Source organism: Streptomyces sp. NPDC001204, from assembly GCF_053598035.1.
Genome location: NZ_JBSFJL010000043.1, coordinates 1 through 13,281, shown reverse-complemented (window position 1 = coordinate 13,281; position 13,281 = coordinate 1). Strand labels below are relative to the sequence as shown.

Genomic DNA, 13,281 nt, shown 5'->3' with positions numbered 1-13,281 from the left:
GGTCGCACCTGCGCCTTGAAACCGCCGCTCGGCCCTTGATGTGCATGTGGTGCGCCGACAGGTAGGTGTCCCTGGCCTTCACCGCGCCCCAGACCGCCTCGGTCAGCGCCGACTTCAGCCATTTCGGCCCGGTCGGCTCCGGCCTCCTTTCCGTTTCCCGCCCGATGCGTAGTTGCCCGGGCAGACTCCCGCCCATGAGGCCAGGTGCGCGGAGGTGGGGAAGACCGACGTGTCCAGCCCGATCTCGGCGACCATGACCTGGCCGACCTTCGTGCCCACTCCGGGGATGGTCTGGATCAGCTCCAGCAGCTCGCGGTGCGGCTCCAGCCGACGGGCGATCTCCGCGTCGTAGTCGGCCACCCGCGCCTCCAACTCGTCGATGTGTGCGAGCAGACCACGCACCATCACCCCGTGGTGCTCGACTCGGAACCGGTGCTCCAATGCCTCTTCTAGGGCCACCCGTTTGGAGCGGAGACTGCCCTTGGCCAGCGCCGCCAGCTCCACTGGCGAGACCACGCCTGCCAGCAGCGCCTCCAGTACCGCCACACCGATCCTGTCACCGGGGAGTCCCATGCGTCGCATCGGATCCACCCACGCCAAGCGGCGGAAGAGCCCCGGCAAGCGGGCGGTGCTGCTTCTTGCCGGAGCTTTGGCCGGTGGCGAGATGATCAGCCGGGGCCGCCGTTTCCGCCACGTGTCCTGCCGCCGCACCGTGCGAAGGAGCGGACCGACGATGGCAGACGTGGACGCGGGCGGCGGCGACCGGATGGCGCTGGCGGTGCTGGCTCAGTACCGGATGGTGACCACCGAGCAGATGCACCTCATCCTCAGCCCTGGGGTGCGGATCGAGCAGACCCGGCGCCGGCTGGCCAAGCTGCGCGCCGAGGGCCAGGTTGACCGGATCACCCTGCCGCAGGCCGGACGGACAAGAGTGTGGTTCCCCACCCAGTACGGCGTGCAGGTCGCCTGCGAGTGGCCGGAGTTGCGGGGACGGCGGCCGTCGAAGACGGTGTCGGACCGGACCGCTGTGCGGCTGCGGGTCGGGCACGCGCTGACGGTGACCGAGACCGGACTGGCCTTCCTTAAGGATGCGCGGCGCCGCGGCGAGTTGTGCCGACCGCTGGACTGGATCCCCGAGGTCTACCACCCCATCGGGAGCGGCGAGGCGGTCATCCCGGAGAGCCAGGGTTTCGTGGACGTCGTACTCTTGGCCCCGGCTGTCCAGGCACTCAAGAATGAGAGTGGCTGCGTGCGTCTCGCCTTTGGCGCGTTGGATGGATGTGGCCACGAAACCCTCATCTGACCTGGTGCGTTTCCAAGGAGTGGCGGCTTGGACGCGCACGATGAGCGCCGTTGACTTCCTCCGCAGCGTAGTTACGGGTTCGAGCTACGGCGCAGGCACCCGGGAGACCAATCGGCTGTCCCCGGACTCCGCGGCCTTCGCCTCCCGACGTGATCACACCTCTCTCGGGGCCCTGGTGCCGGGTGGGGACGGGAGGGGCGCGGACGGCTGGGCGATCGCGCACTACCAGGTCTCCCTGCTGCCGGAGGAACCCGCGGCGGAGCGGTGACCGGCGCCCGTCCGGGGCGCGACCGGACTCAGCGCCGCCGGTGGGGGTCCCTGGCGGGCAGCCATGCCCCGGCGTCGCGCAGCCCGAGGGCCGCGGCGTCGATGCCCTCGCACAGCGCGTCGACCACCGCGAGCACGGCCGGGCGGACCTCGTCGGCCCGCCGGACCACCGACTAGGTCCAGTACGGCTGCGGCCCCGCCAGCGGGCACTGGACCAGATCGGGGGGCAGCGCAGCTCCTTGCCCCTTGGGGGAGTTGACGACCGGCCGGCCGAGGCGGCGGACGTGGTCGAAGAACGCCGGACCGGTGACGCCGCCGTCGGACACGTGCTGCGCGCGGATGCCCGTGTCGCGGGCCAGCTCCTCGGCGTAGACGTTCCAGGACTCCCAGGACGTGACATCGCCGTCGAGGAGCACCGCGGTCTCCCGCGCGCGGACCGGGCCGGTCGCCGGCCCCGCGGACACGGCGTACAGCCGGTCGGCGCCGCCCAGCCGGGCCACCAGGCCAAGTCGCTCCAGGTCCTCCTCCCGGACCCAGCACACCGCCACGTCCAGGCTGCCGTCGGCGACCCGGGCCGCCTGGGCGTGCGAGGGCGCCACCCAGGCGTCGACCAGCACCCGCGCCACGGCGGAGGTCCGGGGGCCCAGGTCGGGCGGCAGCCAGTTGACGTAGCCCAGCCGCACCGGGTCCGAGCCGGACAGCCGCCCCGCCCGGCGCCGCAGGTCGTCGGCCCGGTCCAGCAGCGCCCGCACGTGCGGGAGCAGCGCCGTGCCCGCCGGAGTGAGCACCACCGAGCGCCGGTCGCGGTCGAACAGCCTCACCTCGAGGTCGCGTTCGAGCGCCTTGATCTGCTGGGAGAGTGACGGGCCGGCGATCAGCAGGCGTGCGGCGGCACGGCTGAAGTTCAGCTCCTCGGCGACCGCGACGAAGTACCGGAGTTGGCGCAGCTCCACCCCCACATGCTACGGGCGCTGGGAGGCTGCGCCTATCAGCAGTGAGGACGCCGGTCGTGGCATCCGGTCCGGCGGCCGACGCACGATGACAATACGGCGGCGCCCCCGCACACCAGCGGAGCGTCCGCGACACGCACCACGCACCGGCCGCTTGCCGGGCGTGCCCGAACGGAGTCCGAGATGAGCGAGTTCCCGAACGAAGCCACGACCGAACCCCTGCACGAGTTCCTGGTCGAGATCACCACCACCGTGCCCGAGGGCACGCCTGAGGAGGAGACCGACCGCCGCCGCGCCGCCGAGGCGGTGCGCGCTCGCGAACTGGCCGCCGCCGGCCGCCTGGCCCGGCTGTGGCGCCCGGTCGGCGAGCTGCGCAGCATCGGCGTCTGGCGGGCCGCCGACGAGGAGGAGCTCCACGAGAAGGTGCTCGGCACGCTCCCGCTGCGGCCGTGGATGACCATTACCGTGACCGCCCTGGAGTCCCACCCCAACGACCCGGCCCGGTCGTGACGGCCATGACGGACTTCGCGGACGCGCCGGACACGGCGAAGAGCAAGACATACCGCCCGCTCCCCGGCGCCGAGCGGACGGCCGCCCCGGGCGGCTCTCCTCGCGGTCATGTCCTGCGGGCTGCGGCGCCGCGGCCATGGGGGTGGGCCGTTTCGTCTACACCCCGATCCTCCCGCTGATGCACGCGCAGGCCGGCCTGTCCGCCGCCTCCGGCGCCGGCCTGGCCACCGCCAACTACCTGGGTACCCCGCCCCCGCCCGCGAACGGCTCGGCAAACCCGGTCGACATCCCCGCGATGCGCAAGATGGGGGAGGCCCTGAACCGGCCGATGCCCGGCGCCACCAAGCGTGGCGTCTCCGCGGCGGCCGCCCGGGGACGGTCGACCACCACCGCCAAGCGGGGAGGGCGGAAGGCCGCGCCCGGCGGCACCGAGCAGGCCGGACACCTCCGCCGCGGCGTGGGCGGGCAGCCCGTCTCAGTTTCCGTCTCATTCAGCCCCATTCATCAATGTTCATCTGGGCCGCCGTGCCGGTTGGACACGGTGCGTACCCGGGCTTGACGCCAGGCTGGTCGGGGTCTTGGGCAGTGCCCCGATCCCCGCTGCGGTTCGGCGGAGTAAGACGGCGGGTCCAGGACGGGCTGATGCCGTGGAGGCGGCGGCAGCACTTACCGACGGCCCGCCCACGACTAGGCCAGACGATCCGGATCTCGCGATGCGGCGCCCTCGAGCAGGGCTGACACTCGGAAATATGAACACGACGGACATGTCAGCGAGTGTCTCTTCGAACCCGCACCGGGCACCGGACGCCGACGTTCTGGTGGTCGGGGCCGGTCCGACCGGCCTCCTGCTCGCGGGTGACCTCGCCACGTCCGGAGTCAATGTCACACTGTTGGAGCAACGCGACCACGAATCCAATCTGAGCCGCGCCTTCAGCCTCCATGCGCGAACCCTGGAGCAGCTCGACGCCCGAGGCCTGGCCGACGGACTCCTCCGCATCGGTACCCCGACCCGTGCGCTGCATCCGTTCGGCCGTCTCAGTATCGACTTCTCCAGACTGCGAACACGCTTCCCTTTCATCCTTACCATTCCCCAGTGGCAGGTCGAGCGGGCCCTGCTGCGCCGGACCGAGGAAGCGGGAGCCACCATCCTCCGTGGGGCTCAGGTCACCGGGCTACGGCAGGACCCGGACGGCGTCGACGTGGACGTGCGCCATTCCGACGGCACCATGGCCACACTTCGGGCCCGTTACGCCGTCGGTACAGACGGGGCGGGCAGCACCGTCCGGCAGAGCCTGGGTATGCCGTTCCCCGGCAAGTCGGCCATCCGCTCCGTGATGTTGGCCGATGTGCAGCTCGACCGCGCCCCTGACGACATCTTCAATTTCAGCTCGAATGAAGAAGGTTTCACGTTCTTCGCGCCGTTCGGCGACGGCTGGTACCGGATCATCGGCTGGGACCGGCGCGAACAGGTGCCTGACGATGCGCCGATCACCCTGGAGGACGTCCGGGACATCACCAAGCGCACGATCGGCAACGACCTCGGGATGCACGACCCACGGTGGCTTTCCCGCTTCCACAGCGACGAACGGCAGGTACCCCACTACCGGCAGGGACGCGTGTTCCTCGCGGGCGACGCCGCACACGTCCACTCGCCCGCCGGCGGCATGGGCATGAACACCGGGATCCAGGACGCCGCCAACCTCGGCTGGAAACTGGCAGCCGTCCTACACGGCTGGGCTGGTGATGCACTGCTGGACAGCTACCACACGGAACGTCACCCGGTAGGGCGCATGGTCCTACGCGTCAGTCACGCACTCCTCACCGCCGTCACCACCGGGTCACCTCTGATCCGCGCATTGCGCGCCGCGCTGGCCACCGTCGTGCACCAGTTGGTCGTGGTGGAGGCGCGCGCATCACGCGGCATTTCCGGCATCGGGATCACCTACCGGGCACCCTGCAGATCTCATCCGCTCGTCGGACGCCGAATACCAGACCTCCGCCTGGCGGAGAAACCGGCCAGGCTCTATGAGGCACTGCGGGAGGGCAAGTTCGTGCTAGTGGGCCGCGACGTCGCTGCGGTTGCCACGCCGTGGGCCGGGCGAGTGGTGACAGTCTCCCCGGCGACCAGCCTGCGCCCCACCCTCCTGGTCCGGCCCGACGGCTATGCCGCGTGGGCGGCCGAGGACCCAGACCCGGACGAGGCGCGCAAGGCCCTGACGCAGTGGCTGGGCCCGGTGGACCGCAAGGGAGCGTGAACCGGCTTCCCGGTCTCGTGGACATTGCGCCGCAGGAGACCTCCCTGGCGCTGCCAGGTGGCACGGACCCGCGCCTCCACCCACCCGCCACACGCGCTCATCAGTCCCTCACCAGGGCACGCGCACTGAGATGGTCACAGTGGCGCGGACAACGCCAAGCCGTCGCCCGCTACTGCCACTATCAGCGGCGGCTGCACACGATCGAGTCGCGATGATGGCGCCCATCAGGATGTTCCATGCGTCCTGGAAGATGCGGGCCTGCACGATGCCTGGGTGAGACGGTGGAGGCGGCCACGGTGACGCCCAGAACGAGGAGTTCGCCGTGGATGCGGCGGCATCCCCAGGTGGAGTTCTCGCGGGCGAGCCGCAGTACCAGGAGCCGGATGGGGCGCACGGTCCGCGGCCTTCCGGGGCGCCGGGGCCGGGAGCGCGCAGCGTGGCGGCGTGCGACCAGATTGCGGTGCCAGCGCAGTACCGTGTCCGGGCGCACCAGCAGCTGCACCCGGCGGAGCGCTTTCCGCGGGAGCCGGTGCAGCAGCGCCGCCAGGAACGCGCGATCGCTTGGGGAGAACCGAGCCTTCTCGCCACGGAGTTGGCGCTCCAGCACCGTGATCTGGTGGCGCAGGGCGAGGATCTCTGCGTCTTTGTCCCGGTCGCGCATGGGCAGCAGGCGCAGCACGGCGAGCGCGTTCGTCACGGTCAGGTAAGCCAGTCGCAGCAGCATCACCTGGCATCATGTCGGGTGATCTTCAGCCGTGCGTGAGTACCGATTCGAGTGCCCGTGCTCGAGAACCCGCGCTCCCCACACACCGGCTCCCACCTGGGTGGATGAGGTTTTCGGCAAGGGCAGGGTGTGCCAGGTCTCCTGCGTGTGTCTGCGGTGCCACTCCTCGACGCCCTGGTCCAGATGGCCGAGTTCGCCGGCGGCCGGTTGGGAAAGGGTCGTGGTCCTCCTTCGTCTGCACAGGTGTACGAAGTCGGTGCCGCCCTGCGGCCAGGGCGACGCGCGTCGGGACAGCGGGGTCAAGCCCTGCGTTCACCGCCCTGCGACGGCGAACAGTGGCTCCTGTCCTTCGGCCGCCGCGCGCGCGGCGAGGATCTGCAGGGCGGCGGCCCGGGTGTTGGCCACATGCCGTCGGGCCAGGTGTGCAGCCGTCTGCGAGTCGCCCGACCGCACGGCGCGGAACAGCTCCTCGTGTTCACCGCACATCAGCGGCCCGTCCCCGGGCTCGGCGGTCAACCGGAAAAGCCGCCGCAGCCGCCCGTCCAGCGGCTGCATGAGGCCCTGGAGCAGCGGATTGCCGGACAAGACGACGATCTGGCGGTGGAAGTCAGCATTGAGCGCCGCGAGTTCACGTGCACGTCCGCGATCGGCGGCCCGGCGGGCGCGTATGAGCAGCTGCTCCAGCCTGCGCAGGCCCGGCGCGTCGGCGTGGCGTGCGGCGAGGTCCGTGGCGAGCGCCTCGAGGTTTTCGCGCACGTCGAAGAAGTGGGCGGTGTCCTCCACTCCGACCCGGGAGACGATGGTTCCGCGCCGAGGTTGGGTGGTGAGGAAGCCCTCCGTCTCCAGCCGCTGCATGGCTTCGCGCACCGGAATGCGGGAGACCTCGAACTCCGCGGCGAGGTTTCGCTCGACCACCCGCTGGCCGGGTTCGAGTCGGCCCTCGATGATGCGTTCACGAAGCGCCTCGTACACCTGGTCACGCAGGGACTTGTCCCCGGCTCCGATGCTGGTATCCCGCGTGGTCTCCGCCATCTCGCGCCTTCTCCCGACTGCTGCCCTGCCGTTCGCCGCTCCATCCTAGTGCCCACCAGGCGAAAGAAGACCTTGCCTGGTATTCGGTATACCAAGTAACTTGTGGGTGCCCTCGGCCCACACGGCGCAGTCCGATGTCTGCGGCCCCGGTCGAGACGCACTGAAAACACCCTCGCGCGTTCGGAAAGCCCCTATGCACAGCAGCACCTCGTCCCCCTCCACCCTGGCCAATGTCACGCTGCCGAACGGCCGACGCGCAGACGTGTCCCTGCGTGACGGCCTGATTGCAGCCGTCGACGAGCGCGTATCGCTCGCCGAGGAGCCGACCGGCACGGTCGGCGGCACGGACGACGGCCGTGTCGACCTGGGCGGCGCGCTCCTGCTCCCCGCGTTCGTGGACGGGCACTCCCATCCGGACAAGACGTTTCTCGGGGCGCCCTGGCAGTCGCACGTGGCGGGCAGCACGATCCGCGAGCGGGTCGCGGCCGAGCTCGAGACCCGGCAGCGGCTCACCGTGCCGGTGCCCGAGCGCGCCCTGGCACTGATACACCGAATGGTGGGTCACGGCACCGGACACACCCGCTCGCATGTCGACATCGACCCGCACTCCCGCCTGGCGAACCTGCATGCCCTGCTGGAGGTCCGCGAGCGCGTCCGCGACCTGATCATGATGCAGATCGTCGCCTTTCCGCAGAGCGGGGTGGTCACCGCGCCTGGCGTACCGGACCTGCTGGACGCGGCGCTGCGCGAAGGTGCCGACCTCGTCGGCGGCCTCGACCCCCACGGCTTCGACGGTGACGTCGACGGACAGCTCGATGTGGTCTTCGGGCTTGCCGAGCGGCACGGCACCGGCGTCGACATCCACCTGCACGATCCCGGCGAGGCCGGCGCCGCACAGCTGCGCGCCATCGCCGCTCGTACCGGCGCGCTCGGCCTCCGCGGCCGAGTGACGGTCAGCCACGCCTACTGCCTCGGCGACGTCGAGGCCGCCACATTCGCCCGTACCGCGGCGGCGCTGGCACAGGCGGGGGTATCCATCCTCACCAACGGGCCCGCTGGACCCATGCCTCCCGTACTGCGGCTGCGTGAAAGCGGCGTCCGTGTCTTCGCGGGCTCCGACAACATCCGCGACGCATGGTGGCCGTACGGCACCGGCGACATGCTGGAGCGGGCGACCATCATCGGCCTGCGCTCCGACCTGATGACCGATGACGAGTTGCGGACCGCGGCCTCGCTCGTCACCACAGAGGCCGCCGCCGCGCTGGGCCTGGACCGCTACGGGTTGCAACCGGGCAGCCGCGCCGACCTCGTCGCCGTCGCGGCGGGAAGCGTGGCCGAGGCGGTCGCCGCACACCCCCGGCGCCTGCTGGTCATGCACGCCGGCCGAATCCTCGCGACCGAAGGCTGCCCGGTGGCGGGCCTGCCGACCCCCGAACCAGGTGCCCAGCGAGCCTGGTAACACCACCGACCGCCACCGCCCCCGTACGCGCCCGAGCGGAGCGCGACCTTCGCCGCGCCACCCGGAATGTCCGAAGCGCGCTACGGGCGCACCCCCTCTCCAGTGACCGGATCACGGCGGGCGCACAGCCCTTCTCCCTGGACTACTCGGAAAACCACCGGTTTCTCTTCCTCCTTCCCGAAGCGCCCTTCAAGTTTCTTGTCCTGAGGGCCACTCAGCTCACCCAGCTAGGAGTCCCATGCCCGTCTCCAGCGGTTCCGGCCGCGCCCCCGTCGCACGCCCCAGCGCCCCCGTTTCCCCCGCCCCGCACACCGGGACGCCGCTCACCGAAGGCGGCACCGCCCTAAGCAGCGCCGCCATCGGCGTCTTCGACCTGGTCTTCTTCGTGGTCGCCGCCGCCGCACCACTGACGGCCGTGGCAGGCGTCGCCCCGGCCGCCATGGCGATGGGCGGGCTTGCCACGCCCCTGGGATACGTCCTGTCCGGCGGGCTGCTGGCGCTGTTCGCGGCCGGCTTCACCGCAATGAGCCTGTATGTCCGCAACGCCGGCGCCTTCTACGCCTACGTGGCCCGCGGCCTGGGCAAGGCCACCGGCATTGGGACGGCCTACGTCGCAGTCGTCTCGTACAACCTGGTGGAGATCGGGCTCGTCGCCTGCTTCGGCTTCTTCGCCTCGGGCGGTGTCGCGGACCTCACCGGGTTCGTCGCGCCCTGGTGGGCCTGGTCGGCGATCTGCATCGTCGCCGTCGCTGTCCTCGGCTGGCTCCGGGTCACCCTCAGCGCCAAGGTGCTCGGGCTCGCGTTGGTCCTGGAGGTCGTCATCCTGCTGATCCTGGAGGGCGGCGTACTGGGCCACCGCGGCACGGCAGCCCTGGACCCCGCCGTGCTGAACCCGGGGTCCCTGGGCGGTGCGGGTGTGGCCGGCATGTTCGTCCTGGCCATCGGCGCGTTCACCGGCTTCGAGGCGACCGCGATCTACGCCGAGGAGGCCCGCGAGCCCAGGCGCACCGTGCCGCGGGCCACGTTCATCGCCGTCGGCTTCCTCGCAGTCTTCTACGCCTTCGCCGTGTGGGTGGTCATGGGTGCTTTCGGCCCCGAGGACGCCGTGCGAATCGCGCGGGGCGGGAGTGGGCCGGACATGGTGTTCAGCGCTGCCGGCCGCTTCGTCGGCTCCTGGCTTCCCGACAGCATGCACGTGCTGATCATCACCAGTGCCTTCGCCGCCACCCTCGCCTTCCACAACGCCGCAGCCCGATACATGTACGCCCTCGGTCGCGAGGGACTGCTGCCCCGTCGGCTCGGCCGCGTCACCACCGGCAACGGATCCCCCGGCACCGCCGTGCTCGTCCAGAGTCTTCTCGCTGCAGTCTTCATCGCAGCCGGAGCCCTCAGCGGCGCCGATCCGTACGCGGTGGTCTTCCTGTGGCCGAACGGCACCGGTGTCCTGGGCATCATGGCGATGCAGGCCCTCGCCGCCCTCTCGGTGTACGGATTCTTCCGGCGCGACCGCCGCGGTGTCTCCAGCTTCCGGGCAATGTGGGCACCCCTGCTCTCCTGCCTCGGGCTGAGCGTGCTCACCGTCCTAGCGGCCCTGCGGTTTGACCTGCTCACCGGAGCCTCGGGCGTGGTCAACGTCGGGCTGCTCATCCCGCTGCCCGTGGTGTTCTGCATAGGTCTCGTGGTGGCGCGCCGCATCCGACGCACCGACCCGGAGCGGTACGCGCAGTTGACCACCGTCGACGTGGAACGCGACTGATCCGGGGCGAGCACCAAACAGTCCCCCTGCGAACCCGCCGCCTCACGCCGCATGCCGCGCCCGACACCACACCGAGCGCGGCCGGGCGTGGGGCCGGTGGTTCACGCGACCTGGATCGGCCTCCGGTCGATCGCGTCGGCCAAGCCACCTTGGAAGAAGTCGGCCAAGCCACCTTGGAAGAAACAGGCGAGTCCACACGAGGGGCGACCTAAAAGACATCGCCGTCGACCTGGGCATTAACCGGGCCACTGTGCGGCAGTGGGCGCTGCAGGAGAGGGAACGCCGCGGCGTCGGCCCGGCCGCCCCGTCGGCGGGCGACAAGGCGGTGCTGGCGGGTGCTGTGACGGGTCCCGGCCATCGCTCTTGCTGCCGGGCCGATCGCGACAGCGGAGCCCTCCCCGGGGGAAGCACGGAGAAGCAGCCCGGCACCACACACCCGCGAAGCCGGCGAGCGAGTCGGCCCGGCTGGCCAGTTCCATCCTGAACACGAAGGGCATCACCTACGCCAAGGCGCACGAGGACGGTACCGACAAGGCGTACCTCCCGCAGCAGAATCTGATCGACGTCTCCAACAGGCGCCTGGCCAAGGGAGATCTCGCCGGTGTACCGGTGTCGGCAAGCGACCAGGACGCTGGTGCCGTCATCTCTGTGTCCGTTGGGGGTGTCGTCCGCACGGACATCGAGCCAGGCCCAGTCGTACTCGCGGGTGCCCTTCGTTCCGTGTCCGGTCTGCATGCGCATCCGCTGGTGCGGCAGTACCTTGTTGATTATCTGGCGAGCCTTCCACCTGCGGCCCGCTCCATCCGTGACCGTGTATGTGTGGGACACGCCGACCACGTAGCCGAGCCCGAATTCCCGCATGCTCCTGCGAAGTTCACGGCCCGAATACACATCGTCACCGGCGAACCAGCGTGCCCGGACACCCAACTCGAGCGCGCTTTTGACCATGGCGGTGGTCTGCTGCAGCTTCGTCGCGAATATGATCCCTTCCGGGACGCCGACTGCCTCGCGGCGCTCCTCGTCCGCAGCCCAGTCCCTCGGGAGATACAGGGCCCGGTCGATCACCACCCGCGCGGACTCGGTGACCGCGGCCAGGTGCACGGCGACCTGGCACAGTCCGACGCCTTTGATCGCGCCGGAGTACTGGCGGCCGGCGCCGACGCAGTCGGTCGAGGACTTCGCGTCCGTGGTCTCGTCCGCGACCAGCACCACGTCCTGACCTGCAAGTTCACGCGCGACCAGGCGGGCGATCTCCTCCCGGGCCCGGTCATGGTCGAACCTCGCCCGTGACAGCAGATGCTGCAGCCGGTGCGGGCCTGGATGCCCCAGCGCCTCAGCCAGCGTCCAGCAGTTCCGCCTGTCCACCTCCGTCAGCAGCCCGTTGATCATCTCCGCTGCCGTCGCACGTGTCTCACGCCGCGCGAAGCAGCCAGCGATCGCATCCATCGCCGCCCGGAACACCCGGCCCCAGGCCGCCTGGGCTATCGTGGCCTCCACGGCCACCGCTTCTTGAAACGTCGTCACAAACGTTCATGATCACGGTGGCCGTACCTATGCCCGCACCCGACCCCGCAAGCCGGCCGACCAGCACAGACGCCGGAACTACAACTGCCGTGACAGCGGGCCGGGCTCGAGACTCCTGATCTGCGAATTCACCGTCGGTCGCGTGATTTGGGGGCCACCTGGGGGAGCTAAGCACTCGCGCCGCTCGCCGCAGCCGGGGTACGGCCCGCCATGGACGGGCATCCAGCCGCCGCCCTGGAGCGACACCGCACCTGTCAGGCCGACGAGGTGACCACTCGGCGAGGTGCCAGACATACCGGACTGGGCCGGCATCAGCTGTAATCGGCGCTGTTCCGCACCTTGCCGAAGCGCGGGAAGATCCGCTCTACGGTGAACTCGTGCTCGTCCGCGGCCAGTCCGGACATCGCATCGGCTACGAACTCCAGCTGGTAGCCGTAGTCGGCCGCGGCCCGTGCGGTGGACTCGACACCCATCGTGGTGACCAGCCCGGCGATCACCAAGGTGTCCACACCGAGCTTGCACAACTGTTCGTCCAGATCGGTGCCGTAGAACGCTCCGATCGTGCGCTTGACCACCACGACGTCGCCGCCGTGTACCAGGCCATCGGCGAAGTCGCTGCCCGGCGGCTGCTCGGCGACGTTCGGGCGCTCCACACGGACCAACACGACCGGCTGCCCGCTCGCCCGGAACGACTGGGCCAACTCGCGGCAGCGCGCAAGCACTTCGTCACCGGAGTGCGGTGCGAGTGGGAGGGCGATGATGCGCGGCATCAGGTCGATGAGGATCAGTGCGGAGGTCATAGCAATCATCGTAGGGCCGCCCGGCGCACTCGGATCCAGGCGCCAAGGCCATCAGGGTCATTGCATGAAGCCGATTGATCCTTTTCATCCGGTGAGGCCGAGCGCGGTCAGGGGGCGTCCGTAGTCGCGGGCGGCGTGGCGGAGGGCGGCGGCGATGTTGGTGTGGCCGTCCTGGCGGTGGAGACCGATGGCGAGGTTGCGCAGGCTGGCCATGGTGCGGGGCAGTTGGGCGGTGCGGACCTTGGAGTCGTCCTCGCGGAAGGTCCGGTCACGAACATGGTGCAGAAGGTTCTCGATGCCCCAGTGCCCCCTGATCCAGGAGGCCAGTTGTCCCCGGTGGCCGCGCCCGGCGGCAGGCTGGTGATCAGGTAGACACGCTCAATGGTGAGCTTGCCGCTGCCCAGCTCACGGCGCCAGCGCACGACTTGCAGGGCCTGGCGGGCGTCTGGATAGTCCAGGTGCGCGAATGCGGCTGTCCTCAACCGTCGGATCTCCATGCGGTGGTGGGCGCGGGCGCGGTCGTAGTGGTCGAGCGTGATCTCACGCCAGGGCAGGCGGCGCAGTCGGTCGTAGAGGCCGGGGTGGTTCTTCTTGACGATCGCCACGTACTGAGCTTTTCGGCTTAGCGTCGGGTGGTGACGGGTGGTGATCCCTGCGGTATGCCGTTCCTATGCGGTATGCGCAGGGTGGGGGTCTGACCG

Annotated in this window: 11 protein-coding genes and 3 pseudogenes; 7 read left to right on the top strand and 7 right to left on the bottom strand. The window is 70.3% G+C overall.

Features of this window, described 5'->3' with window-relative positions; genetic code table 11:
* Positions 1 to 114 precede the first annotated feature (114 nt).
* A complete protein-coding gene (locus tag ACWC91_RS37175; protein ID WP_450643574.1) occupies positions 115 to 573 on the bottom strand; it encodes a transposase in 459 nt (152 codons plus the stop codon).
* A gap of 169 nt (positions 574 to 742) precedes the next feature.
* Here ACWC91_RS37175 and ACWC91_RS37170 point away from each other — a divergent pair, with 169 nt between their 5' ends.
* Positions 743 to 1,303 (top strand): replication-relaxation family protein, encoded by a 561-nt coding sequence (locus ACWC91_RS37170; protein WP_450643575.1) that lies wholly within the window; start codon positions 743 to 745, stop codon positions 1,301 to 1,303.
* A gap of 40 nt (positions 1,304 to 1,343) precedes the next feature.
* On the top strand, positions 1,344 to 1,571 hold the full coding sequence (locus ACWC91_RS37165) for a hypothetical protein (protein ID WP_450643576.1): 228 nt from the start codon (positions 1,344 to 1,346) through the stop codon (positions 1,569 to 1,571).
* A 28-nt stretch (positions 1,572 to 1,599) separates the two neighbouring features.
* On the opposite strand, the pseudogene ACWC91_RS37160 reads toward ACWC91_RS37165, so the two are convergent.
* Positions 1,600 to 2,523, bottom strand: a pseudogene (locus ACWC91_RS37160) (LysR family transcriptional regulator).
* Positions 2,524 to 2,739: 216 nt separating this feature from the next.
* Here ACWC91_RS37160 and ACWC91_RS37155 point away from each other — a divergent pair.
* From ACWC91_RS37155 to ACWC91_RS37145, 3 genes are all read left to right on the top strand, one after another.
* Positions 2,740 to 3,030 (top strand): muconolactone Delta-isomerase family protein, encoded by a 291-nt coding sequence (locus ACWC91_RS37155; RefSeq protein WP_450643585.1) that lies wholly within the window; start codon positions 2,740 to 2,742, stop codon positions 3,028 to 3,030.
* 136 nt (positions 3,031 to 3,166) lie between these two features.
* Positions 3,167 to 3,589, top strand: a complete 423-nt coding sequence (locus ACWC91_RS37150; RefSeq protein WP_450643577.1) for a YbfB/YjiJ family MFS transporter — start codon at positions 3,167 to 3,169, stop codon at positions 3,587 to 3,589.
* Between the two features lie 190 nt (positions 3,590 to 3,779).
* Complete coding sequence (locus ACWC91_RS37145) at positions 3,780 to 5,285, top strand: FAD-dependent monooxygenase (protein ID WP_450643578.1); 1,506 nt, start codon at positions 3,780 to 3,782, stop codon at positions 5,283 to 5,285.
* 277 nt (positions 5,286 to 5,562) lie between these two features.
* Here the strand turns inward: ACWC91_RS37145 and ACWC91_RS37140 are convergent.
* Together ACWC91_RS37140 and ACWC91_RS37135 are read right to left on the bottom strand one after the other, a co-directional pair.
* A pseudogene (locus ACWC91_RS37140) lies at positions 5,563 to 6,009 on the bottom strand (hypothetical protein); the annotation flags it as partial.
* Positions 6,010 to 6,321: 312 nt separating this feature from the next.
* On the bottom strand, positions 6,322 to 7,041 hold the full coding sequence (locus ACWC91_RS37135; protein ID WP_450643579.1) for a GntR family transcriptional regulator: 720 nt from the start codon (positions 7,039 to 7,041) through the stop codon (positions 6,322 to 6,324).
* Positions 7,042 to 7,234: 193 nt separating this feature from the next.
* Between ACWC91_RS37135 and ACWC91_RS37130 the strand changes: the two genes are divergently transcribed.
* Positions 7,235 to 8,500: an amidohydrolase family protein gene (locus ACWC91_RS37130; RefSeq protein ID WP_450643580.1), complete on the top strand. Its 1,266-nt coding sequence runs from the start codon at positions 7,235 to 7,237 to the stop codon at positions 8,498 to 8,500.
* A gap of 238 nt (positions 8,501 to 8,738) precedes the next feature.
* Positions 8,739 to 10,256: an APC family permease gene (locus ACWC91_RS37125; protein WP_450643581.1), complete on the top strand. Its 1,518-nt coding sequence runs from the start codon at positions 8,739 to 8,741 to the stop codon at positions 10,254 to 10,256.
* A 588-nt stretch (positions 10,257 to 10,844) separates the two neighbouring features.
* Here the strand turns inward: ACWC91_RS37125 and ACWC91_RS37120 are convergent.
* The 3 genes and pseudogenes from ACWC91_RS37120 to ACWC91_RS37110 all read right to left on the bottom strand — a co-directional run.
* Positions 10,845 to 11,780: pseudogene (locus ACWC91_RS37120) on the bottom strand (IS701 family transposase); the annotation flags it as partial.
* A 311-nt stretch (positions 11,781 to 12,091) separates the two neighbouring features.
* Positions 12,092 to 12,580 carry an isochorismatase family protein gene (locus tag ACWC91_RS37115; RefSeq protein WP_402693611.1) on the bottom strand — a complete coding sequence of 163 codons (489 nt, stop codon included), beginning with the start codon at positions 12,578 to 12,580 and terminating at the stop codon, positions 12,092 to 12,094.
* 84 nt (positions 12,581 to 12,664) lie between these two features.
* A complete protein-coding gene (locus tag ACWC91_RS37110; RefSeq protein WP_450643582.1) occupies positions 12,665 to 12,793 on the bottom strand; it encodes a hypothetical protein in 129 nt (42 codons plus the stop codon).
* Positions 12,794 to 13,281: the final 488 nt, after the last annotated feature.